The organism is Azospirillum mesophilum (genome assembly GCF_053470405.2).
On record NZ_JBPXMQ020000040.1, the window covers coordinates 8534 to 33269 of the forward strand.

The window sequence follows — 24736 nt, forward strand, 5'->3', positions numbered from 1 at the left end:
TCTTCCCTCAGGGCGGTGCGGTTGTGCCTTCCCCCCCCCACGGTGCCGACGCACATGCCCTCCAGGTGCCCGAACAGCGACGCGACCGCGCGCTGTTTCAGGGACTCGAAGTCCAGGTCTTCCGTCACGCACCCCTCCAAAGCAACCGGCTGTTTTTCATTCTTGCGCCGTCGTCGGTGCAATGGTTGCTGCAATGCAGCGCGACGCGGCGGTACTTCTTACGATTTTCATCGTACCGCAGCGTCGCGCGCAAGGGGAAGATGCGCGTTATTCTTGGAATGGTTCCGGATTTACCGGATTTTGGTCAGGGCTTTTCTTCTCACCCTCGAACGAACGTCATAGGCGAAAAGATTTCATGCCTCACTGTGCCGTCCAGCCGCCATCCATGCTGACGCTGGCCCCGGTCATCTGCGCCGCCGCGTCGGAGCACAGGAAGGCGGCCAGCCCGCCCAACTGTTCCGGCGTGACGAAGCTCTTGGAGGGTTGCTTCTCGCTCAGCAGTTCGCGGCCGGCATCCTCGTTGCTCAGGTTGCGGGCGGCGGCCAGTGCGTCGATCTGCTTCTGCACCAGCGGGGTCAGCACCCAGCCGGGGCAGATGGCGTTGCAGGTGACACCCGTGCCCACCGTCTCCAGCGCCACGGTCTTGGTCAGGCCGACCACGCCGTGCTTGGCCGCCACATAGGCCGACTTGTTGGCCGAGGCCACCAGCCCGTGCGCGGAGGCGATGTTGATGATGCGGCCCCAGCCGCGCCGCTTCATGCCCGGCAGCGCATGGTGGATGCCGTGGAAGACCGCCGACAGGTTGATGGCGATCACCGCGTCCCAGCGCTCCGGCGGGAACTCCTCCACCGGGGCGACGTGCTGGATGCCGGCGTTGTTGACCAGGATGTCGACCGCGCCGAACTCCGTCTCCGCGTAGCCGATCAGGTCGCGGATCTCCTCCGGCTTCGACAGGTCGGCGCCGTGGTAGCCGGCGCGCACGCCGAACTCCGCCTTGATGCCGGCGCGCAGCTCCTCGATGGCCTTGGCGTCGCCGAAGCCGTTCAGCACCACGTCCGCCCCGGCCCCGGCCAGCGCGCGGGCGATGCCGAGTCCGATGCCGCTGGTGGATCCCGTGACCACCGCGACCTTGCCCTTCACACTCATGGGTTTCCCCCTATGCCTTTGCTCTTTCGTTCTCAGTGACGATGGCGGCGGGCCAGGAAGGCCTGAAGCTCACCTACGATGCCGCGGCGGAACAGCAGGACGCAGACCACGAAGATCGCGCCGATCACCACAGGCACCGGCAGGTTCGTGCCGGCCAGATAGCTTTCCAGCGTCACCACGATGCCCGCGCCCACCACCGGGCCGAACAGCGTGCCCATGCCGCCCAGCAGCGTCATCAGCACCACCTCGCCCGACATCTGCCACGTCACGTCGGTCAGCGAGGCGAGCTGGAAGACCAGCGACTTGGTCCCGCCGGCCAGCCCGGCAAGGCTCGCCGACAGCACGAAGGCCAGCAGCTTGTAGCGCTCCGTCCGGTAGCCCAGCGAGATGGCGCGCGGCTCGTTCTCGCGGATCGCCTTCAGCACCTGCCCGAAGGGCGAGTGCACCGTCCGCCAGATCAGTGCGAAGCCGATCAGGAAGACAGCCAGGACGAAATAGTACATCGCCAGCGGCTCGTTCAGGTCGATGACCCCGAACAGGTGCCCGCGCGGCACGCCCTGGATGCCGTCCTCGCCGCCGGTGAACTTCAGCTGCAGGGCCATGAAGAAGACCATCTGCGACAGCGCCAGCGTGATCATGGCGAAGTAGATGCCCTGCCGCCGGATCGCCAGCAGGCCGAAGGCCAGCCCAAGCACGGCGGAGAAAGCGGTGCCCAGCAGGATGGCCAGTTCCGGGCTGAAGCCCCACACCTTGGCCGCGTGTGCCGTGACGTAGGCGGCCCCGCCGAAGAAGGCGGCGTGGCCGAAGCTCAGCAGGCCGGCGAAGCCGATCAGCAGGTTGAAGGCGCAGGCGAACAGCGCGAAGCACAGCACCTTCATCACGAAGACGGGGTACAGCAGGAAGGGTGCGGCGATCGCCGCCAGCAGCCCGATCCCGACCAGCGCGAGATTCCGGGAGGAGTCCTGCGCCGGCTTGCGCACGGCGATGGTGGTCGACTGGACATCCGTCGTTTTGACTTGGGCGGCCATGGTTCAGCGCTCCCGTCCGAAGAGGCCCGCGGGCTTGATGAGAAGGACGATCGCCATCACGACGAACACCACGATGTTGGAAGCCTCGGGGTAGAAGACCTTGGTCAGGCCCTCCAGCAGCCCCAGCCCCAGCCCCGTGACGATCGCGCCCAGGATCGAGCCCATGCCGCCGATCACCACCACCGCAAACACCACGATGATGAGGTTCGAGCCCATCAGCGGCGACACTTGGTAGATAGGTGCCGCCAGCACGCCGGCGAGCCCCGCCAGCGCCACGCCGAAGCCGTAGGTCGCCGTGATCATGACCGGTACGTTGATGCCGAAGGCCTGGACCAGCACCGGATTTTCGGTCGCCGCGCGCAGGTAGGCGCCCAGCCGCGTGCGCTCGATGGCGAACCAGGTGCCGAAGCAGACGACCAGCGAGGCCGCCACGACCCAGGCGCGGTAGTTGGGCAGGAACATGAAGCCCAGGTTCTGCCCGCCCTTCAGCGCGTCGGGAATCGGGTAGGGCTGGCCGGACACGCCGTAGAAGTGGCGGAAGGCGCCCTCGAAGATCAGCGCCAGACCGAAGGTCAGCAGCAGGCCGTAGAGATGGTCGAGCTTGTAGAGCCGCGACAACATCGTCTTTTCCAGAACGACGCCGACCAGTCCGACCACGACCGGGGACAGCACCAGCGCCCACCAGTAGCCGAGGCCAAGCTGGTTCAGCAGCAGCCACGCCACGAAGGCGCCGATCATGTAGAGCGCGCCGTGGGCGAAGTTGATGACGTTCAGCATGCCGAAGATGACCGCCAGCCCGAGGCTCAACAGCGCGTAGAAGGAGCCGTTGATCAGGCCGAGCAGCAATTGGCCGAACAGGACTTGGGGCGCCACCCCCAGCACGTCGAACATGTCCGTCCCTCCCTGTGTGTTTTATGCTTTTTTGTTTTTGTGTGGGCTTTGCCCCCTCCCTCCCGCTTCGCGGGTCCCTCCCTCCCCCGCTGCGCGGGAGAGGGTATCGGGACTTGCGGCGGAGTTCCCTCCACCGCGAAGCGGGGGAGGGTTAGGGAGGGGGCAAAACCCTACATCGCCCTTACTTCACCAACGAACACCCGCTCTGCGCCGGATCCAGATACGCCTGCTGGGCCGGGATCGTCTTGACGATCTTGTAGTAATCCCACGGGGCCTTGGACTCGGCCGGGGTCTTCACCTGGGCCAGATACATGTCGTGGAACATGCGGCCGTTCGGGCCGATCTTGCCGTTCTTGGCGAACATGTCGTTCACCGGCAGTTCGCGCATCTTCGCCGCCACCTTGTCCGGATCGTCGGAGCCGACCGCCTCGACCGCCTTCAGATAGTGGCGCACGGCGGAGTAGACGCCGGCCTGCACCATGGTCGGCATCTTGCCGGTCTTCTCCATGAACTTCTTGGACCAGGCGCGGGTCTCGTCGTTCATGTCGTGGTAGAAGCCGGTGGTCAGCATCAGACCCTGCGCGGCCTGGAGCCCCAGCGCGTTCACATCGCTGATGAACAGCAGCAGGCCGGCAAGGCTCTGGCCCGACTGGGTGATGCCGAACTCCGACGCCTGCTTGACCGCGTTGGTCGTGTCGCCGCCGGCGTTGGCGAGGCCGATCACGTCGGCCTTCGAGCCCTGGGCCTGCAGCAGGAAGGAGGAAAAGTCGGACGTGCCCAGCGGATGGCGGACGGCCCCGGCGACCTTGCCGCCGAGCTGCTTGACCATCTTGCTCGTCTCATCCTCCAGCGAGTGGCCGAAGGCGTAGTCGGCGGTGATGAAGAACCAGCTCTTCTTGCCCTGCTCGACCAGCGCGCGGGCGGTGCCGGCGGCCATGGCGTAGTTGTCGTAGGTCCACTGGAAGCCGTAGGGCGAGCAGGACTTGCCGGTCAGGTCGGTGGAACCCGGGCCGGACATCAGGAAGATGCGCTTCTTGTCCTTGGTGATGCCCTGCACGGCCAGTGCTGCGGCGGAGTTCGGCACGTCGGCGATGACGTCCACATTCTCCGCGTCCACCCACTCGCGGGCCTTGTTGGCGGCGATGTCGGCCTTGTTCTGATGGTCGGCGACGACGATCTCCACCGGCGCGCCGGCGACCTTGTTGCCGAATTCCTCGGCGGCCATGCGCGCGGCGACGGCCGAGCCCTCGCCCGCCAGATCGGCGTAGATGCCGGATCGGTCGTTCATGACGCCGATCTTGATCACGTTGTTGGACACCTGCGCGTGCGCCGCACCGGCGGTCAGGGCAAGCAAAGCGGTGCCGCACAGCAAAGTCTTGAGCATCTCGAACTCCCTTATTCTGCTTTCTTTACACGCCGGCCCGGATCAAACCCCAAGGTAGGCGTGCAGCTTTTCCATGTTCTGGGCGAGTTGATCGTTGGGGATCATGTCCACGACATGGCCTTCCTCCATCACGTAATGGCGGTCGGCGATGGTCGAGGCGAAACGAAAATTCTGTTCCACGAGCACGATGGTGAAGCCGCGCTGCTTCAGCTTGCGCACGGCGACGCCGATCTGCTCGATGATGACCGGGGCCAGACCTTCCGTCGGTTCATCCAACAGGATCAGGTTGGCGCCGGTTCGCAGGATACGCCCGATGGCCAGCATTTGCTGCTCGCCGCCCGACAGGCGCGTGCCCTGGGTGGAGCCGCGCCCCTGGAGGTTCGGGAACAGCTCGTAAATCTGCGGCACGGTCATGCCGCCGTCCTTCACGACGGGCGGCAGGGTCAGGTTCTCGTCCACCGACAGGCTGGAGAATATGCCGCGCTCCTCCGGCACGTAGCCGATGCCAAGGCGCGGGATCTTGTGCTGCGCCATGCCGATCAGTTCCTTGCCCAGGAAGCGGATCGAGCCGGTGCGCTTGCCGACGATGCCCATGATGGAGCGCATGGTGGTCGTCTTGCCCGCACCGTTGCGGCCGAGCAGCGTCACCACCTCGCCCTGCCGCACCTCCAGGCTCACCCCGTGCAGGACGTGGCTTTCGCCGTAGAAGGCGTGCAGGTCGTTGATCTCCAGCATCGCCGTCTTGGTTCCGCTTGCGTCAGGCATGGCCCACACCTCCCGAACCCATATAGGCCTCCATCACCTGCGGGTTGCGCGATACGACGTCGTATGGCCCTTCGGCCAGGATCTCGCCGCGGCGGAGCACGGTGATGGTGTCGGACAGGTGGGCGACGACCGACAGGTTGTGCTCCACCATCAGGATGGTGCGGTCGGCGGACACGCGCTTGATGAGGGCGGCGGTGCGCTCGATGTCCTCGTGCCCCATGCCGGCCAGCGGCTCGTCCAGCAGCATCACCTCCGGTTCCAGCGCCAGCGTCGTGGCGATTTCGAGCGCGCGCTTGCGGCCGTAGGGAAGCTCCGCGGCGGTGTGGTTGGCCCAGGGGGTGAGGTTGACGTCCTCGATCAGCTGCATGGCGCGGTCGTGCAGCGCGCGCAGGCTCGATTCGGGCTTCCAGAAGTGAAAGCTGGTGCCAAGCGGCCGCTGCAAGGCGACGCGTACATTCTCCAGAACCGACAGGTGCGGGAAGACGGCCGAGATCTGGAAGGACCGCACGAGGCCGAGCAACGCCACGTCCGCCGGCTTCATCGCCGTGATGTCGCGGCCCTTGTAGAGGATCTGGCCGCGCGTCGGCGCCAGGAACTTGGTGAGCAGGTTGAACACCGTGCTCTTGCCCGCCCCGTTGGGGCCGATCAGCGCGTGGATCGTGCCGCGGCGGACCTGGAGGTTCACCTCCTTCACCGCGATGAAGCCCCGGAACTCCTTCGAGAGTCCGCGCGCTTCCAGAACGATGTCCTGGCCTGTCGCCATTCCTTCCCCTCCCTGTTGTCCCATTCGGCTCCGGTTCGTCCGGACGCAGGACTTTGCGTTTTGGAACATGCACAAGCATGTAGCGTGCCAACCACCGACGATACAGTCGTAACCATTGGAAAAGCTGACGATCCGCCCAGCCTCCACCCGCCGACACCCTGATGGCGGCGTCAGGATTCCGGACAGCCTGTCGCCGTTGCCCGACACACAAACAGACGGCGGCCCGTAACATTCTTGCACAAACGGTCCAATGCGTATTGATGCTTGCCAAAGCGGGGCGACCCTGCAATTCTGCGCAACCGATGGTGCCCCGTGACCGCAAAGGCGCGGGGATAATAGGGAATGCGGTGCGGACCCGGATGGGGGTCCAACGCCGCGGCTGCCCCCGCAACTGTAAGCGGCGAGTGCCCCTCCCAAAAGCCACTGTCCCTGATGGGGCGGGAAGGCGGGAGGTGGAACGGCGACCCGCGAGCCAGGAAACCTGCCGTCGACCAACCGCAAGTCCAGCCCGCCGGGTGTGGCGGAGAAGGGAACCTGTATCATGCTGAACGCCCCCGTCCTGAACGCCGTCCGTCATTCGTCCGTCTCGTCGCTCCAGACCGTCGCCGCCGCCTTCGGCGCGATGCTGCTGGGCGCCTTCATCCTGTTCGGCGTCGGCTTCGCCCAGCCGCAGACGATCCACGACGCGGCGCACGACGGGCGCCACTCCTTCGCGTTCCCCTGCCACTGAGCGTTTCTCCATGGTCCTGTTCCGGCGGCTGTTTCTGGCCGCCGTGGTCGCGGGCGTGCTCTCCGGCACGGCCGCGTCCGTCGTTCAGCAGGTGACCACCGTCCCCCTGATCCTGGAAGCCGAACGGTACGAGACCGTCCCGGCGCCCGCCGCCACGCCGGCTGAGTCCGGCCACACCGGTCAAGGCCACGTCCACGCCGCCCCCGCGCCCGCCGCGCCGGAGGAGGACGCGTTCCAGCGCGTCGGTCTGACGGTCGTGACCAACCTGCTGGTCGGGGTGGCCTATGGGCTGCTGCTGGCCGGCACGATGCTTCTGGCCGGCGCGCCGGTGGACGCGCGGCGCGGCTTGGTGTGGGGTGTCGGAGGCTTCTTCGCCTTCGCACTCGCCCCCGCCGTCGGCTTGCCGCCGGAGCTTCCCGGCATGGGCGGGGCGGGGCTGGAGGCCCGGCAGGCCTGGTGGATTGCCGCGGCGCTCTGCGCGGCCGGCGGGATGCTGGCGCTCGCCTTCGCGCGGAACCGCTTCGCCATCGCGGCGGGCGTCGTGCTGGCGGCGCTGCCGCATCTGGTCGGCGCGCCCCATCCGGAAAGCCCGGAAGGCGTCGTCCCGCCGGAGATGGCCGCACGCTTCGCCGTGCTGTCCATCGGCGTGGCCGCCCTGTTCTGGGCGGCGCTGGGCAGCACCTGCGGCGCCCTGATGCAGCGGGTCGTTCCGCCCCGCCCCTGACACTTTCGCTCTTTTAGGAGACGGCCGATGAAGACCGGCCCGATGGCTGCCCCAAAGCTGAACACCAAGACTCCCGCCACCGTCATCACCGGCTTCCTCGGCGCCGGCAAGACGACGCTGATCCGCAACCTGCTGGAGCAGGCGGCCGGGCGGCGGCTGGCGCTGATCATCAACGAGTTCGGCGACGTCGGCATCGACGGCGAGATCCTGCGCGCCTGCGGCAACCCGACCTGCACCGAGGACGACGTCATCGAGCTGGCGAACGGCTGCCTGTGCTGCACCGTGGCCGACGACTTCGTCCCGGCCATCGAAAAGCTGCTGGCCCGCCCGGAGCCGCCCGAGCACATCATCATCGAGACCAGCGGCCTCGCCCTGCCGAAGCCGCTGGTCCAGGCTTTCCATTGGCCGGCCATCAAGACGCGGGTGACCGTGGACGGGGTGGTCGCCGTGGTGGACGCCGCCGCGGCGGCCGAGGGCCGCTTCGCCCCCGACCCGGCGGCGCTGGCCGCCCAGCGCGCCGACGCCGGGCAGGTGGACCACGAAACCCCGGTGGAGGAGGTGTTCGAGGACCAGCTGCTCTGCGCCGACCTGATCGTGGTGAACAAGACCGATCTGGTCGAGGCCGCCGAACTGGCGAAGGTCGAGGACCTGATCCGGGGTGCCATGGCCGAGGGCGGCGTCGCACGGGACGCCAAGATCATCCGCGCGTCGAACGGCAAGGTGGACCCGCTGGTGCTGCTGGGCGTCGGCGCGGCGGTCGAGGACGACCTCCCCAACCGCCCGAGCCACCACGACGAGGAAGAGGGCCACGACCACGACGACTTCACCAGCTTCATCGTGGAACTCGGCCCCCAGCCGGACCCGGCGGCCCTGGCGAAGACGCTGGAGCGCGTCGCCGCCGCCCACGGCGTGCTGCGCCTGAAGGGCTTCATCGACGTGCCGGGCAAGCCGATGCGCCTGCTGGTCCAGGGCGTGGGCACCCGCATCCAGACCCACTTCGACCGCTTCTGGAAAGCCGACGAGCCCCGCCGCAGCCGTCTGGTGGTGATCGGCGAAACGGGCCTGGACCGGGAGGCAGTGACGGCGGCGATCGGCTAAGCTCTTCTTCTCCCTCTCCCCTCTGGGGAGAGGGGCGGGGTGAGGGGGTTGCGCTTTTGCCGAACGCCCCGCCATGCGCATCCCCCTCACCCTAACCCTCTCCCCGGAGGGGAGAGGGGACAACGCAGAGTTCACGCAAAGCACCGTCTGTCATGCACCTGCTCGCCGCCCGCCAGGAAGATCTCGACGCCGGCCCCCAGGCCGTGGACCTGGGGCAGACTCCGGCGGAGCTGGTGGTGCTGTCCTTTTCCGACAGCGACCTGACGGCGCTCGCCACCACCTGGAGGCGGGAGCGCGCGCAACTCCCCTCGCTGCGGCTGGCGAACCTCGCACGGCTGGGGCATCCGCTGTCGGTTGACCTCTACGTCGAATCCGTGCTGCGCAATGCCAAGCTGGTGGTGCTGCGCCTGCTGGGCGGGGCGGGCTATTGGCGCTATGGGCTGGACACGGTGGCCGCCGCCTGCCGGGAGGCGGGCGTGGCGCTGGCCGTGCTGCCGGGCTGCGCGCAGCCGAACCCGAGCCTGGATGGCTACGGCACCGTCCCACCCGACGCCGCGCAACGCCTGTGGTGCTATTTCACCGAGGGCGGGCCGGACAACATGGCCAACCTGCTGGCCTACGCCGCCACGCTCGCCGGGCACGAGCGGCCCTGGCGCGAGCCGGCACCGGTGCCGCGCTTTGGCGCCTACGAGGGCTGGCGGGGCACGGCGAGCGGCCCGACGGCTCCGGTGATCTTCTACCGCTCCCACCTGCTGGCCGGCGACCTGGAGACGGTGCACGCCCTGTGCGACGCGCTGGCCGAACGCGGCCTGTCCCCCCTGCCCCTGTTCGTGGCGAGCCTGAAGGAGCCGGACTGCGCGGCCTGGATGCGCGCAACCCTGACCGCCCGCAACGCCGCCGTGGTGCTGAACCTGACCGGCTTTTCCGCCGCGCGGGAGGACGGGTCGCCGCTGGAGGCCAACGGCACGCCCGTGCTGCAAGTGGTGCTGAGCACGGCACCTGAGGACGGTTGGCGGGCCTCCGCGCGCGGGCTGGGACCGTCGGACCTCGCCATGAATGTGGTGTTGCCGGAGATGGACGGCCGCATCCTGACCCGCGCCGTCGCCTTCAAGGCGGAGTGCGAGACGGATCCGGAACTGGAGTTCGCCCCCACCCTGATCCGCCCGGTGCCCGACCGCGTCGCCTTTGCCGCCGACTTGGCGCTGGCCTGGGTGACTCTCGGAGCCACCCCGCGCGCGCAGCGGCGGCTGGCGCTGGTGCTGTCCGACTATCCGGGGCCGGGCGGCGGCATCGGCCACGCTGTGGGCCTCGACACGCCGGCCAGCGTCGTCGGCATGCTGAACCGCCTGCGGGGTGAGGGCTACAGCATCGACGGCGCCCCGACCGATTCCGCCGCGCTGATGGCCGCCCTGACCGGCGGGGCCACGGTAAGCCTCAGCCTGGAGGACTACCGCCGCCTCGCCCCCGCCGAGGCCCGCGCCCGCATCGCCGCGACCTGGGGCGATGAAGGCGCCGATCCCCTCCTCTCCGACGGCGCGTTCCACTTCCGCGTCGTCACCTGCCGCAACGCTGTCGTCGCCGTGCAGCCCAGCCGGGGCCACGGCCCGTTGACCACCGCGCAGCATCACGACCCGGAGACGCCTCCCAGCCACGGCTATCTCGCCTTCCACCTCTGGCTTCGGCACGCCGTGGGCATCCACGCGCTGGTGCAGGTGGGCGCGCACGGCACGCTGGAATGGCTGCCGGGCAAAGCGGTGGCGCTGTCGTCCGACTGCTGGCCGGAGATCGTGGCCGGCCCTCTGCCCTGCCTCTACCCCTTCATCGTGAACAATCCGGGCGAGGGCGTGCAGGCGCGCCGCCGTCTGGGCGCCGTGCTGATCGGCCACCTGACGCCCCCGCCGGTCGAGGCCGGTCTGCACGGCGACCTTGCCGCCCTGGAACAGGCCATCGACGAGTACAGCCAGGCGACCGGGCTGGACCCGCGCCGGCTGGGCACGCTGCGCGAAACGATCCTCGATCTGGCGTGGCGGTCGGGCGTGGCCGCCGACTGCAACCTGCGGCCCGACGACGATCCCGACACGGTCCTGAACCGGCTGGACGCGCATCTCTGCGACGTGAAGGAGATGCAGATCCGCGACGGCCTGCACGTCTTCGGCACCACGCCGGAGCCGGAACGCCGCGCCCGCCTGCTGGCCGCCGTCGCCCGCTTCACGAAGGACGAGGATGTCGCCGGCCGGCTCGACTCCTGCGGCGAGGCGGAGATGGCGGCGCTGCTCGCCGGGCTGGACGGGCGCTTCGTGAGGCCCGGCCCCGGCGGCTCCCCGGCGCGCGGGCGGGCAGACACGCTGCCCACCGGGCGGAACCTCTACGCGCTGGACCCGCGCGGGGTACCGACGCCGACCGCCTGGACGTTGGGCTGGCAGGCGGCGGACGCGCTGATCACCCGCTACCTGCAAGACCACGGCGATTGGCCGCAGCGGCTGGTCGTGGACTGCTGGGGCACGCCCGCCATGCGCACCGGCGGCGACGAGCTGGCGCAGGCCATGGCGCTGCTGGGCGTGCGTCCGCTGTGGGAGAATGGCTCCGGCCGCGTCACCGGATTCGAGGTGATGCCGGCATCGGTGCTCGGCCGGCCGCGCGTGGACGTGACGCTGCGCATCTCCGGCCTGTTCCGCGACGTCTTCCCGCAGCAGATCGCGCTGTTCGACCAGGCCGTCCGCGCCGTGATCGCGGAGGACGAGCCGGCGGACGTGAACCCCGTCGCCGTCGCCGTCCGCGCCGACCGCGCCGCGCTGGAAGCCGGCGGGACCGCGCCGGAGGATGCCGACCGCTGGGCCAGCGCGCGGGTGTTCGGCTCGGCGCCGGGCGTCTACGGTACCGCCCTGCCGGGCATGGTGGCGCGCGGCGACTGGGCGGCGCGGGCCGACTTCGGCGCCGCCTATCTGGAGGGAAGCTGCCACGCCTACGGCAAGGACCTGGAGGGCGTGCCCCTGCCCACCCTGTTCCGCCGCCGCGTGGGCGAGGCCGACGCCCTGGTCCACCACCAGGACCAGCGGGAGCACGACGTGCTCTCCACCGACGGCTCCATGCAGTATGAGGGCGGCTTCTCCGCCGCCGCCGCGCTGGCGGACAACGATCCGACGCTTTACCACCTCGACACGTCGGAGCCGGAGAAGCTGGCCGTCCGCACCCTGTCGGAGGAGATCGCCCGCGTGCTGCGCGGCCGGGCCGCGAACCCGCGCTGGATCGCGGGGATGATGCGCCACGGCTACCGGGGGGCCGCGGAGCTGGCCGCCAGCGTCGACACGCTGTTCGCCTTCGCCGCCACCACGGCGGCGGTGCGCCCGCACCACTTCGACCAGATGTTCGACGCCTATGTCGAGGACGAGCGGGTGTGGGACTTCCTGGCGCAGTCCAATCCGGCCGCCGCCCGACATATCCTGGACCGCCTGACGGAGGCGCTGGAGCGCGGGCTCTGGCACCCCCGCCGCAACTCAACGGGCGACGATCTGCGCCGCCGCAAGGAGATGGTCGCATGACCACGCAACCGGTTCCAACCCGCAACGCGCCGCCCCGCAATGCCCCACGCCGGCGCGGCATGTGCCCCGGCGTGTTGGCGCCCATGGAGGTCGGCGACGGCCTTCTGGTCCGCGTCCGCGTCCCGGCGGGCGTGCTGCCGAGCGCTGCGGCCAAGCGCATCGCGGAGCTTGGTCGGCGCTTCGGCAACGGTCTGGTGGACCTCAGCCACCGCGGCAACCTGCAACTGCGCGGCGTCCGCGCCGAGGACATGGGCACGCTGATCGAGGAGTTGCGGCTGCTCGGCTACGTCTCCACCGACGCGGAAAGCGAGGCGGTGCGCAACGTGCTGACCTCCCCTACCGCCGGGCTGGACGCAGAGGCCGTGCTGGACGTGCGCCCCTTCGCGCTGGAGTTGGACGCGCGGCTGGCGGCGGACGCGGATCTGCACCGGCTGCCGCCCAAGTTCGGCTGGCTGGTGGACGGCGGCGGGCGGGCGACTCTGTTCGACAGCAGCACCGACTTGCGGTTCGAGGCCGTGGCGACGGAGGATGGGCCGCGGTTTCGCGTGGGCCTGGGCGGCGATCTTGGAACGGCGGCGCTGCTGGGGCTCTGCCGGCCGGAGGATATGGTGGAGTTGGGCGCGGCGGTCGCGCGGGCGTTTCTCGACCTGCGCGCCGGCTTGGTGGAACCGCCGCGGCGCATGGCGGGGCTGGTGAAGGCGGTGGGGGTCGAGGCGGTGCGGGAGCGGGTTGGGGCTCTGTGCCCCCTCCCCCCCACGCTGGCGCGTGGGTCCCTCCCTCCCCCGCCTGTGGCGGTGGAGGGAAAGACGGCGGCAGTCCCCTCCACCGCCATCGGCGGGGGAGGGTTAGGGAGGGGGCAATTGTTCCTCGGCCCCCAACCCTCCTGGCTCGGCGTGGCCTTCCCCTTCGGGCGCCTGGACTGCAACCGGCTGGAGGCGCTGGCCGACCTCACCCATGAACTCCGCCTCACCCCCTGGCGCGCCCTGCTGCTGGTCGGGGCGGGCGAGGCCGAAGCGGACAAGGCCGCAGCGCTGGGCGGCATCCTGTCCCCCGCCGACGTGCGTCTGAAGATCACCGCGTGCAGCGGCATCACCGGCTGCGACGTGGGCACCACCGACACCCACGCCGACGGCCTCGCCATCGCCCGGCGCGCGCCGGGGTTGCTGGAAGGGGTGCGGATGGTGCATGTCTCCGGCTGCGTGAAGGGCTGCGCGCATCCCGGCGCTGCGGATGTCACGCTGACCGCGCGTGAAGGCGTCTACGATGTCGCGCTGAACGCCGTTCCCGGCGCCGAACCCTGGCGGTCCGGCCTGACGCCGGCCGAGGCGGTGGACGCCGTGGCCGATCTTTCTATCGAGGAGTTGTCCCGTGTCTGATGCGCCGCTTTACGACTACATCCGCGATGGAGCGGCCATCTACCGGCAGTCCTTCGCCACCATCCGGGCGGAGGCCGACCTGTCCGCCCTGCCCGACGACCTGAAGCCGGTCGCCGTGCGCGTGATCCATGCCTGCGGCATGGTCGATGCGGCGCGGGAGCTGATGTTCTCCCCCGACGTGGGCTCGTCCGCGCGCAAGGCCCTGCGTGCCGGCGCGCCGATCCTCTGCGACAGCGAGATGGTGGCGCACGGCATCACGCGGGCGCGCCTGCCGGCCGACAACGCGGTGATCTGCACCCTGCGCGACCCGGCCGTGCCGGATCTGGCCAAACAGGTGGACAACACCCGCTCCGCCGCCGCGCTGGAGCTGTGGCGGCCCAAGCTGGAAGGCTCCGTCGTCGCCATCGGCAACGCGCCGACCGCGCTGTTCAAGCTGCTGGAGATGATCCGCGACGGCGCGCCGAAGCCGGCGGCGATCCTGGGCTTCCCCGTCGGCTTCGTGGGGGCCGCCGAGAGCAAGGACGCTCTGGCCGAGCATTCCTACGGCATTCCCTTCCTGGCCATCCGGGGCCGGCGTGGCGGCAGCGCCATGGCAGCGGCCGCGGTCAACGCCCTGGCGAGCGACGTCGAATAATGAGCACCGATCCCCAAACCATTACCGGCAAGCTTTTTGGCGTCAGCGTCGGCCCCGGCGACCCGGACCTGATGACTGTCCGCGCCATCCGCACCATCAAATCCTGCCCGGTGGTGGCCTATTTCTGCAAGCGCGGCACCTCCGGCCAGGCTCGGCGCATCGCCGCCGACTGCATCACGGCGGAGCACATCGAACTGCCGCTGGTCTATCCGGTGACCGTGGAGCTGCCGCCGCAGCACCCGGACTACGGCCGGCAGATCGAGGAGTTCTTCGACGAATCCGCCGAGCGGCTGGCCGAGCATCTGAAGGCCGGGCGCAACATCGCCGCGCTGAACGAGGGCGACGCCTTCTTCTACGGCAGCTTCATGCACCTGTTCCTGCGGCTGGCCTCCCGTTTCCCGACGGAGGTGGTGCCGGGCGTCACGTCGATGTCGTGCAGCGCCTCGCTATTGCCGCGCCCGCTGACGCTGCGCGACGACGTGCTGTCGGTCATCCCCGGCACGCTGAGCGAGGAGGCGTTGCTGACCGCGCTCAACAACACCGACGCCGCCGTCATCATGAAGCTGGGCCAGAACCTGCCGAAGGTGCGCCGCGCCGTGATCGCCGCCGGGCTCGCCGACCGCGCCTGGTACATCGAGCGCGCGAGCATGGAGAACCAGCGCGTCCTGCCTTTCACCGAGGCTCCGGAAGTCGCGCCCTACTTCTCGCAGATCGTCATTCCCGGCGTGGGTCTGCGGCGATGACTGCCAACCCAAATGATGGCTGGTTGAAGGTGGTCGGCCTCGGGCCGGGGACGGAGGACTGGCTGACGCCGGAGGCCCGGCGCGATCTGGCCGAGGCCACGGATCTCGTCGGCTATTTCCCCTATGTGGAGCGCGTGCCGCCGGGGCCGCAGGTGCGCCACGCCTCCGACAACCGGGTGGAGCTGGACCGTGCCCGCCACGCCCTGCAACTGGCGGCGGAGGGCCGCAAGGTCGCGGTGGTGTCGGGTGGCGATCCCGGCGTCTTCGCCATGGCCGCCGCCGTGTTCGAAGCACTGGACGACCCGAACGCGCCGGACGCGTGGCACCGGGTGCCCCTTCAGGTCGATCCCGGCATTTCCGCCATGCAGGCCGCCGCCGCGCGCGCGGGCGCTCCGCTGGGGCACGATTTCTGCGCCATCTCCCTGTCCGACAACCTGAAGCCCTGGGACGTTGTGCTGAAGCGCCTGCGTCTGGCGGCGGAGGCGGACTTCGTCATCGCGCTCTACAACCCGATCAGCCGCGCCCGCCCCTGGCAGCTTGGCGCCGCCTTCGACGCGCTGCGGGACATCCGTTCACCGGAAACGCCCGTCATCCTGGCGCAGGCGGTCGGGCGCCCGGACGAAAACCTGATCGTCACGACGCTGGGTGCGGTGGACGCGGCCCAGGCCGACATGCGGACCTGCGTCATCATCGGCGCCTCGCACACCCGGCTGGTCCCGCGCGACGGCGCGCAGCCCTGGGTCTACACCCCGCGCAGCTACGGGGTGCGGGCGTGACCGGCCAGCCCCTCCAGCCAGCGGAGCGCGGACGGCGCGTCGTGGACCTCGGCCACGCCGTTGCCGGGGGGGCGTTCGACCATCACGACGGGGATGCCGCGGCGGCGGGCCGCTTCCAGCTTCGCCTCGGTCGCCGTGCCGCCGCTGTTCTTGCTGACGATCACATCGATGTCGTGTTCGGCGAGCAAGGCGAGTTCGCCGTCCAGCGTGAAGGGACCGCGGTCGAGGATCAGGCAGTGGCGCGACAGGTTTGGCGTGGGCTCCGGCGGGTCGACCGCGCGGATCAGGTAGCTCTTGTCCGGCACCGCCTCGAACACCGCGACCTCCTGCCGGCCGATGGTCAGGAAGACGTTCTCGCCCAGCGGGCGCAGGGCTTCGGCGGCGGCCTCCATGGTCGGCACGCCGATCCAGCGGTCGCCCTCGCCCGGCATCCAGGGCTTGCGGGTCAGCACCAGCAGCGGCACACCGGCGCGCGCGCAGGCCGCCGCCGCATTGGCGGAGATCTGGTCGGCAAAGGGGTGCGTCGCATCCACCACCGCCTGGATGCCGTTCTCGACGAGGTGTGCCGCCAGCCCGTCCACGCCGCCGAAGCCACCGATGCGGGTCGGCAGGGGCGGCAGCACCGGCTGCTTGGTGCGCCCGGCCAGCGAGACGGTGGCGTCGATGGCCGGATGACCGGTCAGCAGGCGCGCCAGCGCCGTGGCCTCCGTCGTGCCGCCCAGTATCAGCGCTTTGAAAGGCATCAGCGCCTTCATGGTTTCCCTCTCAGCCGGTGGGTCGCGCGATGAATAGCACATCACCGGGGCGTTGGCTCAGCATCGTGGGCCTGGGCGAGGACGGGTGGGACGGCCTGTCCCCCGCCGCGCGCGCCCTGGTCGAAAGCGCCGAACTGCTGGCCGGCGGCGCCCGGCACCTGTCCCTGGTGCCGGAGATGAACGGGCAGGAGCGGCTGTCCTGGCCCTCGCCGCTGTCGGACGCCTACCCCGCCCTGCTGGTGCGGCGCGGACGGCGGGTCTGCGTGCTGGCGAGCGGCGATCCGTCCTGGTACGGCATCGGCGCCACGCTGTCCCGGATCGTCCCGGCGGAGGAAACCTTGGTGGTCCCCGCCCCGTCCTCCTTCAGCCTCGCGGCGGCGCGGCTGGGCTGGCCGTTGCAGGAGGCGGTGTGCCTGACCGTGCACGGCCGCCCGCTGGAGCTGGTCATCCCGCACCTGCAAGACGGCGCGCGCCTGCTGGCCCTGTCCTGGGACGGCACGACTCCGGCCAAGCTGGCGGCTCTGCTGATGGCGCACGGGTTCGGGCCGTCCCGGATCACCGCGCTGGAGGCCATGGGCGGCCCGCGCGAACGCCGCGTCGATGCCACCGCCGAGGCGTGGGACGCGGAGCGCGTCGCCGACCTGAACACGCTGGCCGTGGAGTGCGTCGCCGTGCCCGGCGCCCGCAGCCTGCCGCGCACGCCGGGACTGCCCGACGACTGGTTCGAGCATGACGGGCAGATCACCAAGCGCGAGATCCGCGCCGTCACCCTCTCCTGGCTGGCGCCCCGGCGCGGGGAGCTGCTGTGGGACGTGGGCGCCGGGTCGGGCTCCATCGGCGTGGAATGGATGCTGAGCGACCCAACCAACCGCGCCATCGCCATCGAGCACAAGGCGGACCGCCTCGCCCGCATCCCCGCCAACGCCGCCGCCTTCGGGGTGCCGGCGCTGGAGCTGGTGCGCGGCAAGGCGCCGGAGGCGCTGAGCGGGCTTCCCGCGCCGGACGCGGTGTTCATCGGCGGCGGGCTGACCAACGACGGCGTTCTGGACGCTTGCTGGACCGCGCTGAAGCCCGGCGGGCGGATCGTCGCCAACGCCGTGACGCTGGAAAGCGAGGCCATGCTGATCACGGCGCACAAGCGGCTGGGCGGGCAGCTGTCGCAGATCGCGGTCAGCCGCGCGGCCCCCATCGGCGGCTTCACCGGCTGGCGCCCGCTGATGCCGGTCACGCTGTGGCTGGCGGAGAAGGCGCTATGATCGCGGCCCCTATGATCGCCGCCGGCATCGGCTGCCGTTCCGGCTGTCCCGGCGACGAGATCGCCGCGCTGGTCCGCGCCGCCTTCGAGGAAGCGAAGCTGAGTGATGCTGCCTGTGCCGTCCTGGCGGCACCCGAACGCAAACGCGGCGAAGCGGGCGTGCAGGAGGCCGCGCGTCGGCTCGCCCTGCCGCTGACCTTCATCGATGACGCGGCCCTTGCCGCCGCTCAGGACCAGACCGTCACCCGCTCCGCGCGGGTAGAGGCCGCCGTGGGGGTGGCGTCCGTGGCCGAGGCCGCGGCGCTGGCCGCCGCCGGGCCGGGCGCTCGCCTGCTGCTGCCGCGCCGCTCCACTCAGCGCGCGACCTGCGCGCTCGCCATCTCGGGGGATTCCCAATGACCGTTCACTTCATCGGCGCCGGACCGGGCGCCCCCGACCTGCTGACCCTGCGCGGCCGCGACCTGATCGCCGCCTGCCCGGTCTGCCTCTACGCCGGCTCCCTCGTGCCGAAGGAGATCCTGGCCTACGCCCCGCCGGGGGCGCGGGTGGTGGACACGGCCCCCATGACGCTCGACCAGATCGTGACGGAGTTCAAAGCGGCGCATGAGACCGGGCAGGACGTGGCCCGGCTGCATTCCGGCGACCTGTCGGTGTTCAGCGCGCTGGGCGAGCAGACGCGGGCGCTGCGGGAACTGGGCATCCCCTACACCATCACCCCCGGCGTGCCGGCCTTCGCGGCGGCGTCCGCCGCGCTGGGGCGGGAGCTGACCCTGCCGGAGGTGAGCCAGACGCTGATTTTGACACGCACGGAGGGCCGCGCCTCCGCCATGCCCGCAAGCGAGACGCTGGAGGTGCTGGGGCAGTCCGGCGCGACGCTGGCCATCCACCTGTCCATCCATGTGATCGACCGGGTGGTCGAGCGGCTGACGCCCCTCTACGGCGCCGACTGCCCGGCGGCGGTCATCTATCGGGCGACATGGCCGGACGAGCGGGTTCTGCGCGGCACGCTGGCCGACATCGCCGCCAAGGTCGCCGAAGCACCCATGGAGCGCACCGCGCTGATCCTGGTCGGCCCGGCGCTGGGCGTGGAGGATTTCCGGTGCAGCGCCCTCTACGACGGGTCGCATGTCCGGCGGTACCGGGGGTTGGGGGAGTGAGGACGCCCATCCACGGCCAGAAACCCTCTCCCCTCCGGGGAGAGGGGAGGGTGAGGGGGTTGCGCGTGGCGGCGCGTCCGGCCAAAGCGCACCCCCCTCACCCTAACCCTCTCCCCGGAGGGGAGAGGGGACTATGGCTGATGTGGTCCCCGCCACCTGGCCTCACCCACGATGGCTCCGGCGCGGTCGGTGACCAGCACCTCGACCTCCACGGGGGCGCCGTCCAGCACGGCGAGTGCCGCGTCCTGCGCCAGCGCGGCCACGCGGTCGGCGAGCGGCAAGCCAGCGTCCTTCGCTATGCCCAGGACATGCGCCGCGGTGTTGGCGTGGCGGGCTTCCGCGACCCGCTCGGGCGCGGCGCCAAGCTCCGCCATGCGGTCCGCCAGCCAGTCGAGGTCGACGCTGCTGCGCTTGGAATGCAGGTCCAGCAGGCCGCGCGCCAGCTTGCCGAACTTGGCGAAGCCGCCGCAGAGCGTCAGGCGCGGCACGGGGTTGCGGCGCAGGTATTTCAGCGTGCCGCCGACAAAATCGCCCATGTCGATCAGGGCGTGTTCCGGCAGGCCGTAGCGGGCGACGACCGCCTTTTCCGAGGTGTCGCCGGTGCAGGCCGCGACGTGGGGCAGGCCGGCGGCGCGCGCCACGTCGACGCCGCGCTGGATGGAGGCGATCCAGGCCGCGCAGGAATAGGGCACGACGATGCCCGTGGTCCCCAGGATCGACAGGCCGCCGACGATGCCCAATCGCGGGTTCATGGTGCGGCGGGCCAGCACCTCCCCATTCTCCACCGACACTTCGACCACGACGTCCGCCGGCTGCCCGGCCAGCGCCGCCGCTTCCTGAACCGCTTGGCGGATCATGGCGCGGGGGACCGGGTTGATGGCGGGCTCCCCCACCGGGACCGGCAGGCCGGGGCGAGTCACGGTGCCGACCCCCTCGCCCGCGCGGAAGACGACGCCCTGGCCGGGCTCCGCACGCCACAGGCGGGCGCGGATCAGCGCGCCGTGCGTCACGTCCGGGTCGTCGCCCGCGTCCTTGACCACGCCGGCCGCCGCCCAGCCGTCTCCCTGGCTAGTCCAGGCCAAAGTAAAAGCCGGCGTCTGGCCGCCGGGCAGGGTCACCGTCACCGGGTCGGGGAAGCTGCCGGTGAACAGCGCCTCGCAGGCCGCGCGCGCGGCGGCAGTGGCGCAGGTGCCCGTCGTCCAACCCCGGCGCAAGGCCTTACCGTCGCCCTCTCCGCTCTCCACGCCGTTTTCCGCTGCCCCGTCTTCCGTCGCCCCGTTTTCCGTCGCTGAGTGCTCGTCCATGACCACAGAGCCGTTGCCCGACTCCCTCCCCTTCCCCTTGGATCCGGTTCCCTTCGCCCCCGGCAGCGTCTGGCTGGCGGGGTCCGGGCCGGGCGACCCCGGCCTGCTGACCCTGCTGGCCCTGCAAGGTCTAAGGCAAGCCGACGTGATCGTCCACGATGCGCTGGTCGGCGAACGGATCATGGCGCTGGCATCGCCCACGGCAAGGCTGGAGTTCGCGGGAAAGCGCGGCGGGCGGCCGTCCGCCCAGCAGGACGACATCACCAACCGCCTGATCGAGCTGGCGCGCGAGGGGCACCGCGTGCTGCGGCTGAAGGGCGGCGACCCCTTCGTCTTCGGGCGCGGCGGTGAGGAGGCGCAGGCGCTGGCCGAGCAGGGCATCCCCTTCCGCATCATTCCCGGCATCACCGCGGGCATCGCCGGCCCGGCCTACGCCGGCATCCCGGCGACGCACCGCACGGCCAACCAGGCGGTGATCCTGGCGACCGGCCATTCCTGCGCGGGCGGGCCGAACTGGAAGGCGCTGGCCGCCACGGGCGCGCCGCTGATCCTCTACATGGCCTGGAAGGGTCTGCCGGGCATCGCGGCGGAGCTGATGGAGGGCGGCCTGCCCCCGGATACCCCCGTCGGCGTCGTCACCGACGCGACCACCGAGCGCCAGCGCGTGCTGGTGACCGCGCTCGGCACCTGCGTGGAGGATCTGGCGAAAAGCGGCCTGGAGCCCCCGGCCATCATCGTGATCGGCGAGGTGGTGCGCCTGCGCCCCGTGCTGGAGTGGCTTCCCCAAGGAGTCGGCCATGCCCGGTAAGGCGCCGCGCGGGCTGATCGTCGGGGCGCCGGCTTCCGGCACCGGCAAGACCACGGTGACGCTGGGCCTGCTGGCGGCGCTGCGGGCGCAGGGCCTCGCGGTCGGGGCGGTCAAGGCGGGGCCGGACTACATCGACCCGGCCTTCCATCAGGCGGCCACCGGGCGACCGAGCTACAACCTCGACACATGGTCCATGGGGCCGGACCTGCTGGACTCGCTGGTCCGCCGCGCCGGGGACGGCACGGACATCCTGGTCTGCGAGGCCCTGATGGGCCTGTTCGACGGCGTGGCGAGCGTCGGGGCCACCGGCACCGGCGCCACCTCGGACATCGCGGAGCGCACCGGCTGGCCGGTGCTGCTGGTGGTCAACGCCAAGGGGCAGTCGCAGTCCGCCGCCGCGCTGGTCAAGGGCTTCGCGACCTACCGGGAGGGCGTGCGCATCGGCGGCGTCATCCTGAACAACGTCGGCAGCCCCCGCCACACCGCGCTGGCCGGCACCGCCATCGAGGCGTTGGGCATTCCCCTGCTGGGCGCCCTGCCCCGCACGCCCGACGTGATCCTGCCGGAACGCCACCTGGGCCTGATCCAGGCGGAGGAGACGGCGGACCTTCAGGCGCGGCTGGAGGCGCTCGGCCGCTTCGTCGCGCAGCATGTGGACTTGGACAAGATAACGGCGCTCGCCACGCCGTCGCGCGCGCCGGAGGGGGCCTTCGCGCCCGCCCTGCCGCCGCTGGGGCAGCGCATCGCCATCGCGCGGGACGCCGCCTTCACCTTCGCCTACCCGCATCTGCTGGAAAGCTGGCGCGTGGCGGGGGCGGAGGTCGTGACCTTCTCCCCCCTGGCCGACGAGGCACCGCCGGAGGGCTCGGATGCCGTCTACCTGCCCGGCGGCTATCCGGAACTGCACGCGGGGCGGCTCGCCGCCGCCGGGCGGTTCCGCGAATCCCTGCGCAGCTTCGCCGAGACCCGGCCTGTCTATGGCGAGTGCGGCGGCTACATGGTGCTGGGCGAAACGCTGGAGGACGCAGGCGGCACCACGCACCCGATGCTGGGGCTGCTCGGCGTGCGGACCTCCTTCGCCAAGCGGAAGCTGCACCTGGGCTACCGCCGGGCGGTGCTGCTGGCCGACACCCCACTGGGGCGGGCCGGCACGGCGCTGCGCGGGCACGAGTTCCACTACGCCTCCGTCCTCGCGCGCGGGGAGGACGATCCGCTGGTCACCGCCACGGCGGCAGACGGGTCGGACCTCGGGCCGCTCGGCGGGCGGCGGGGCAACGTCTTCGCGTCCTTCTTCCACGTCATCGCGGCGGACCGTTCCGAATGAACCACGCCTTTACACCGGAGGAGCGCGACGCGCTCTACAAGGCCATCTTCTCGCGCCGCGACGTGCGCGGGCAGTTCGCCCCCGCCCCGGTGCCGGACGAGGTGCTGACCCGCATCCTGACCGCCGCGCATCACGCGCCGTCCGTGGGCTTCATGCAGCCCTGGAACTTCATCGTGATCCGCGACCCGGCGGTGAAGGCCCGCGTCCACGCCGATTTCACGCAGGCCAACGAGGAAGCGGCAAGCCTGTTCACCGGCGAGCGGCAGGCGCTCTACAACCGCCTGAAGCTGGAAGGCATCCGCGAGGCGCCCGTCAACCTGTGCATCACCTGCGACCGCGAGCGCGCCGGCCCCGTCGTGCTGGGCCGCACGCACATCCCGACCATGGACCTCTATTCCTGCGTCTGCGCCGTGCAGAACCTGTGGCTGGCGGCGCGGGCGGAGGGGCTGGGCGTCGGCTGGGTCAGCATCCTGCACGAGGACAAGATCCGCGAGGCGCTGGGCATCCCGGAGCGGATCGTCCCCATCGCCTACCTGTGCATCGGCCACGTCTCCCACTTCCACGAGACGCCGGAGCTGGAAAAGGCCGGCTGGCGGGAGCGTCTGCCGCTGGAGGATCTGGTCTTCCAGGACCGCTGGGGCGAGCGGGGGTGAGGGCAAGAAAAAAGGGCCGCGGAAAGCCGCGGCCCTGAGTCTAGGGAGGAAACGCCCCGAGAATGGGCAAGGCCAAGATATGATGCAGCGCACACAAACTGGTATTACCAATCCGGAATGGGTGCAGTGCAGCATGCGCATACGCCACGAATTTGCTGTGATTTCGCTGCGATTTTGTGCTTACCCCCCGCCTCACGCCGCGGCCACCGCCGGGGAGGTGGGGCGGCCGGTGGCGCGGTCCAGGGCGGACCACACCGCCGCCTCGTCCAATACCGGCCAGCGCGCGGCGACGTGCTGGTCCGGACGGATCAGGTGAACCGAGCCCGGCCGGCCGCCGTACCGGCGCCGCGCCAAGCCGTCCGCGTCGGTGAGAAGGGCAAGCTCACCGTCGAAGCCCTCGGCGCTCGGCGCCACCACCAGTTCCCGCAGACCCGCCGGATGGCGTTGCAGACGCTTCAGCGCCGCGCGGTCCGGCAGGTTAGCGGGGCTGTCGGCGAAGACCAGCAGCGCGAAGTCGTGTCCTAGCTCGGTCAGCAACCAGCCGGGCATGCCATTGCGTTCGATGACAGGCGCGTCGGGGCAGGGCGTGCCAGGGCCCGCCCCGTCCTCCCACGGCGCCGAATCCGGGGTCTGCAACCCGCAGCCCTCCAGCGAGCAGGGCACCGACAGCCGGCCGGAGTTCACCAGACGCCGGGCGAAGGGGGCATCGGCGGCGAGGCTCAGCGCCGCGTCGCGGAAGAGCTGCGCGCCCGGTCCCTTGGGCGAAATGAAGTCGGTGGAACGGGTGGAGTTGCGGATGTTCTCGTCACAGCCGCGAATGCGTTCCTCGTCGTAGCTGTCCAGCAGCGCATCCGGCGCCGCCCCGCGCAGGACCAGGGCCAGTTTCCACACCAGATTGTCGGCGTCCTGAAGGCCACCGTTGCCTCCCCGCGCGCCGAAGGGGCTGACCTGATGCGCGCTGTCGCCGACGAACAGCACGCGGCCGTGCCGGAACCGTTCCAGCCGCCGGCACTGGAAGGTGTAGATGGACACCCATTCCAGCTCGAATGGCACCTCCTCCCCCAGCATGGCGCGCAGGCGCGGGATGACGCGCTCGGGCTTCTTCTCTTCCTCCGGATCGGCGCACCAGCCCAGTTGCAGGTCGATGCGAAAGACGTTGTCGGCCTGCCGGTGCAGCAAAGCGCTCGAGCCGGAGTGGAAGGGCGGGTCGAACCAGAACCAGCGCTCGGTCGGGAAATCCGCCGTCATCTTCACGTCGGCGATCAGGAAGCGGTCCTCGAACACCTTCCCTTCGAAGCTGAGCCCCATCATCTTGCGGATCGGGCTGCGGGCGCCGTCGCAGGCCAGCAGCCAGTCGGCCTCGACCCTGTAGCGCCCCTCCGGCGTTTCCACCTCCAGCGTCACGCCGTCGGGCGTGCAGGTCAGGCCGATGACGCGGCTTTTCCAGCGCAGCTCGACCTGGGGCAGTTCGACCGCGCGCTCGATCAGGTATTCCTCCACGTGATATTGCTGGAGGTTGATGAAGGCCGGCATCTTGTGCCCGGCCTCCGGCAGCAGGTCGAACTGGTAGACCATGCGGTCGCGGTGGAACAGCTTGCCCACCTTCCAGGTAATGCCCTTGGCGAGCATGCGGCCGGCGACGCCCAGCCGGTCGAAGATCTCCAGCGTCCGCTTGGACCAGCAGATGGCCCGGCTGCCGGTGGACACGCGGTCGTCCTCGTCCAGCAACAGGACCGGGATGCCGTGCAGCCCGCAGTCGATGGCGGCGGCCAGACCGACCGGCCCGCCGCCGACGATCACCACGGGCCGGCGCCCGGCCGTCTCCCCGCGCAGTTCGGGCGGGGTGACGTAGTGCAGGGGAAGGCTGCGGTGGGGCATGGCGG

The 24736-nt window shown here is 70.6% G+C and carries 23 protein-coding genes and 1 riboswitch; of the genes, 14 read left to right on the top strand and 9 right to left on the bottom strand.

The features are described 5' to 3' along the window. Positions 1–360 precede the first annotated feature (360 nt). The 6 genes from ACSVC7_RS26300 to ACSVC7_RS26325 form a co-directional block, all read right to left on the bottom strand. On the bottom strand, positions 361–1146 hold the full coding sequence (locus ACSVC7_RS26300) for a 3-hydroxybutyrate dehydrogenase (RefSeq protein WP_448206328.1): 786 nt from the start codon (positions 1144–1146) through the stop codon (positions 361–363). 32 nt (positions 1147–1178) lie between these two features. After that, positions 1179–2174: a branched-chain amino acid ABC transporter permease gene (locus ACSVC7_RS26305; RefSeq protein ID WP_448206327.1), complete on the bottom strand. Its 996-nt coding sequence runs from the start codon at positions 2172–2174 to the stop codon at positions 1179–1181. Between the two features lie 3 nt (positions 2175–2177). Then, the gene (locus ACSVC7_RS26310; RefSeq protein ID WP_448206326.1) at positions 2178–3065 is read right to left on the bottom strand and encodes a branched-chain amino acid ABC transporter permease; all 888 of its coding nucleotides are present in this window, start codon (positions 3063–3065) and stop codon (positions 2178–2180) included. Between the two features lie 181 nt (positions 3066–3246). After that, positions 3247–4449 (bottom strand): ABC transporter substrate-binding protein, encoded by a 1203-nt coding sequence (locus ACSVC7_RS26315; protein WP_448206325.1) that lies wholly within the window; start codon positions 4447–4449, stop codon positions 3247–3249. A 42-nt stretch (positions 4450–4491) separates the two neighbouring features. Then, positions 4492–5214 (bottom strand): ABC transporter ATP-binding protein, encoded by a 723-nt coding sequence (locus ACSVC7_RS26320; protein WP_448206324.1) that lies wholly within the window; start codon positions 5212–5214, stop codon positions 4492–4494. After that, complete coding sequence (locus tag ACSVC7_RS26325) at positions 5207–5977, bottom strand: ABC transporter ATP-binding protein (protein ID WP_448206323.1); 771 nt, start codon at positions 5975–5977, stop codon at positions 5207–5209. The genes ACSVC7_RS26320 and ACSVC7_RS26325 overlap by 8 nt, the downstream gene beginning before the upstream one ends. A 286-nt stretch (positions 5978–6263) precedes the next feature. Further along, a riboswitch (cobalamin riboswitch) is annotated at positions 6264–6480 on the top strand. Positions 6481–6518: 38 nt separating this feature from the next. On the opposite strand from ACSVC7_RS26325, the gene ACSVC7_RS26330 reads away from it, so the two are divergent. From ACSVC7_RS26330 to cobJ, 8 genes are all read left to right on the top strand, one after another. Then, positions 6519–6707 (top strand): CbtB domain-containing protein, encoded by a 189-nt coding sequence (locus ACSVC7_RS26330; RefSeq protein WP_448206322.1) that lies wholly within the window; start codon positions 6519–6521, stop codon positions 6705–6707. Positions 6708–6717: 10 nt separating this feature from the next. Then, positions 6718–7431 carry a CbtA family protein gene (locus ACSVC7_RS26335; protein WP_448206321.1) on the top strand — a complete coding sequence of 238 codons (714 nt, stop codon included), beginning with the start codon at positions 6718–6720 and terminating at the stop codon, positions 7429–7431. 27 nt (positions 7432–7458) lie between these two features. Then, entirely contained in the window at positions 7459–8529 is a 1071-nt protein-coding gene (gene cobW / locus ACSVC7_RS26340) for a cobalamin biosynthesis protein CobW (RefSeq protein ID WP_448206320.1), read from the top strand. Between the two features lie 152 nt (positions 8530–8681). Further along, positions 8682–12068, top strand: a complete 3387-nt coding sequence (gene cobN, locus ACSVC7_RS26345) for a cobaltochelatase subunit CobN (protein ID WP_448206319.1) — start codon at positions 8682–8684, stop codon at positions 12066–12068. After that, entirely contained in the window at positions 12065–13444 is a 1380-nt protein-coding gene (gene cobG, locus ACSVC7_RS26350; RefSeq protein WP_448206318.1) for a precorrin-3B synthase, read from the top strand. The genes cobN and cobG overlap by 4 nt, the downstream gene beginning before the upstream one ends. Continuing rightward, positions 13437–14078, top strand: a complete 642-nt coding sequence (locus tag ACSVC7_RS26355; protein WP_448206317.1) for a precorrin-8X methylmutase — start codon at positions 13437–13439, stop codon at positions 14076–14078. Before cobG ends, ACSVC7_RS26355 begins: the two co-directional genes overlap by 8 nt. Further along, on the top strand, positions 14078–14821 hold the full coding sequence (locus ACSVC7_RS26360; protein WP_448206316.1) for a precorrin-2 C(20)-methyltransferase: 744 nt from the start codon (positions 14078–14080) through the stop codon (positions 14819–14821). Before ACSVC7_RS26355 ends, ACSVC7_RS26360 begins: the two co-directional genes overlap by 1 nt. Further along, positions 14818–15597: a precorrin-3B C(17)-methyltransferase gene (gene cobJ / locus ACSVC7_RS26365; RefSeq protein ID WP_448206315.1), complete on the top strand. Its 780-nt coding sequence runs from the start codon at positions 14818–14820 to the stop codon at positions 15595–15597. The genes ACSVC7_RS26360 and cobJ overlap by 4 nt, the downstream gene beginning before the upstream one ends. Here the strand turns inward: cobJ and ACSVC7_RS26370 are convergent. Continuing rightward, entirely contained in the window at positions 15579–16340 is a 762-nt protein-coding gene (locus ACSVC7_RS26370) for a cobalt-precorrin-6A reductase (protein ID WP_448206314.1), read from the bottom strand. The two genes, cobJ and ACSVC7_RS26370, sit on opposite strands and share 19 nt — an antisense overlap. A 41-nt stretch (positions 16341–16381) precedes the next feature. On the opposite strand from ACSVC7_RS26370, the gene cbiE reads away from it, so the two are divergent. The 3 genes from cbiE to cobM are packed head-to-tail and all read left to right on the top strand — an operon-like array spanning position 16382 to position 18764. Beyond that, the gene (gene cbiE, locus ACSVC7_RS26375) at positions 16382–17608 is read left to right on the top strand and encodes a precorrin-6y C5,15-methyltransferase (decarboxylating) subunit CbiE (protein WP_448206313.1); all 1227 of its coding nucleotides are present in this window, start codon (positions 16382–16384) and stop codon (positions 17606–17608) included. Beyond that, positions 17605–18006, top strand: coding sequence for a cobalamin biosynthesis protein (locus ACSVC7_RS26380; protein WP_448206312.1), 402 nt, complete (start codon positions 17605–17607; stop codon positions 18004–18006). Before cbiE ends, ACSVC7_RS26380 begins: the two co-directional genes overlap by 4 nt. Further along, entirely contained in the window at positions 18003–18764 is a 762-nt protein-coding gene (gene cobM / locus ACSVC7_RS26385; protein WP_448206311.1) for a precorrin-4 C(11)-methyltransferase, read from the top strand. The genes ACSVC7_RS26380 and cobM overlap by 4 nt, the downstream gene beginning before the upstream one ends. Before the next feature lie 131 nt (positions 18765–18895). Here the strand turns inward: cobM and ACSVC7_RS26390 are convergent, their stop codons facing one another. Next, positions 18896–20068, bottom strand: coding sequence for a cobalt-precorrin-5B (C(1))-methyltransferase (locus ACSVC7_RS26390; protein ID WP_448206310.1), 1173 nt, complete (start codon positions 20066–20068; stop codon positions 18896–18898). Between ACSVC7_RS26390 and cobA the strand changes: the two genes are divergently transcribed. Genes cobA through bluB form a run of 3 tightly spaced genes read left to right on the top strand, consistent with a single transcriptional unit; the run spans position 20067 to position 22853 of the window. Further along, on the top strand, positions 20067–20876 hold the full coding sequence (gene cobA / locus ACSVC7_RS26395) for a uroporphyrinogen-III C-methyltransferase (protein ID WP_448206309.1): 810 nt from the start codon (positions 20067–20069) through the stop codon (positions 20874–20876). The two genes, ACSVC7_RS26390 and cobA, sit on opposite strands and share 2 nt — an antisense overlap. Beyond that, a complete protein-coding gene (locus ACSVC7_RS26400; protein ID WP_448206308.1) occupies positions 20866–22200 on the top strand; it encodes a cobyrinic acid a,c-diamide synthase CobB in 1335 nt (444 codons plus the stop codon). Before cobA ends, ACSVC7_RS26400 begins: the two co-directional genes overlap by 11 nt. Next, positions 22197–22853 (top strand): 5,6-dimethylbenzimidazole synthase, encoded by a 657-nt coding sequence (gene bluB / locus ACSVC7_RS26405; RefSeq protein WP_448206307.1) that lies wholly within the window; start codon positions 22197–22199, stop codon positions 22851–22853. Before ACSVC7_RS26400 ends, bluB begins: the two co-directional genes overlap by 4 nt. 192 nt (positions 22854–23045) lie before the next feature. Here the strand turns inward: bluB and ACSVC7_RS26410 are convergent, their stop codons facing one another. Next, entirely contained in the window at positions 23046–24731 is a 1686-nt protein-coding gene (locus ACSVC7_RS26410) for an FAD-dependent oxidoreductase (RefSeq protein WP_448206306.1), read from the bottom strand. Positions 24732–24736 lie beyond the last annotated feature (5 nt).

Bases quoted from the DNA above. Each gene is read 5' to 3' on its own strand.
- ACSVC7_RS26300 (WP_448206328.1), bottom strand. From the start codon at position 1,146: ATGAGTGTGAAGGGCAAGGTCGCGGTGGTCACGGGATCCACCAGCGGC.
- ACSVC7_RS26305 (WP_448206327.1), bottom strand. From the start codon at position 2,174: ATGGCCGCCCAAGTCAAAACGACGGATGTCCAGTCGACCACCATCGCC.
- ACSVC7_RS26310 (WP_448206326.1), bottom strand. From the start codon at position 3,065: ATGTTCGACGTGCTGGGGGTGGCGCCCCAAGTCCTGTTCGGCCAATTG.
- ACSVC7_RS26315 (WP_448206325.1), bottom strand. From the start codon at position 4,449: ATGCTCAAGACTTTGCTGTGCGGCACCGCTTTGCTTGCCCTGACCGCC.
- ACSVC7_RS26320 (WP_448206324.1), bottom strand. From the start codon at position 5,214: ATGCCTGACGCAAGCGGAACCAAGACGGCGATGCTGGAGATCAACGAC.
- ACSVC7_RS26325 (WP_448206323.1), bottom strand. From the start codon at position 5,977: ATGGCGACAGGCCAGGACATCGTTCTGGAAGCGCGCGGACTCTCGAAG.
- ACSVC7_RS26330 (WP_448206322.1), top strand. From the start codon at position 6,519: ATGCTGAACGCCCCCGTCCTGAACGCCGTCCGTCATTCGTCCGTCTCG.
- ACSVC7_RS26335 (WP_448206321.1), top strand. From the start codon at position 6,718: ATGGTCCTGTTCCGGCGGCTGTTTCTGGCCGCCGTGGTCGCGGGCGTG.
- cobW (WP_448206320.1), top strand. From the start codon at position 7,459: ATGAAGACCGGCCCGATGGCTGCCCCAAAGCTGAACACCAAGACTCCC.
- cobN (WP_448206319.1), top strand. From the start codon at position 8,682: ATGCACCTGCTCGCCGCCCGCCAGGAAGATCTCGACGCCGGCCCCCAG.
- cobG (WP_448206318.1), top strand. From the start codon at position 12,065: ATGACCACGCAACCGGTTCCAACCCGCAACGCGCCGCCCCGCAATGCC.
- ACSVC7_RS26360 (WP_448206316.1), top strand. From the start codon at position 14,078: ATGAGCACCGATCCCCAAACCATTACCGGCAAGCTTTTTGGCGTCAGC.
- cobJ (WP_448206315.1), top strand. From the start codon at position 14,818: ATGACTGCCAACCCAAATGATGGCTGGTTGAAGGTGGTCGGCCTCGGG.
- ACSVC7_RS26370 (WP_448206314.1), bottom strand. From the start codon at position 16,340: ATGCCTTTCAAAGCGCTGATACTGGGCGGCACGACGGAGGCCACGGCG.
- cbiE (WP_448206313.1), top strand. From the start codon at position 16,382: ATGAATAGCACATCACCGGGGCGTTGGCTCAGCATCGTGGGCCTGGGC.
- ACSVC7_RS26380 (WP_448206312.1), top strand. From the start codon at position 17,605: ATGATCGCGGCCCCTATGATCGCCGCCGGCATCGGCTGCCGTTCCGGC.
- cobM (WP_448206311.1), top strand. From the start codon at position 18,003: ATGACCGTTCACTTCATCGGCGCCGGACCGGGCGCCCCCGACCTGCTG.
- cobA (WP_448206309.1), top strand. From the start codon at position 20,067: ATGACCACAGAGCCGTTGCCCGACTCCCTCCCCTTCCCCTTGGATCCG.
- ACSVC7_RS26390 (WP_448206310.1), bottom strand. From the start codon at position 20,068: ATGGACGAGCACTCAGCGACGGAAAACGGGGCGACGGAAGACGGGGCA.
- ACSVC7_RS26400 (WP_448206308.1), top strand. From the start codon at position 20,866: ATGCCCGGTAAGGCGCCGCGCGGGCTGATCGTCGGGGCGCCGGCTTCC.
- bluB (WP_448206307.1), top strand. From the start codon at position 22,197: ATGAACCACGCCTTTACACCGGAGGAGCGCGACGCGCTCTACAAGGCC.
- ACSVC7_RS26410 (WP_448206306.1), bottom strand. From the start codon at position 24,731: ATGCCCCACCGCAGCCTTCCCCTGCACTACGTCACCCCGCCCGAACTG.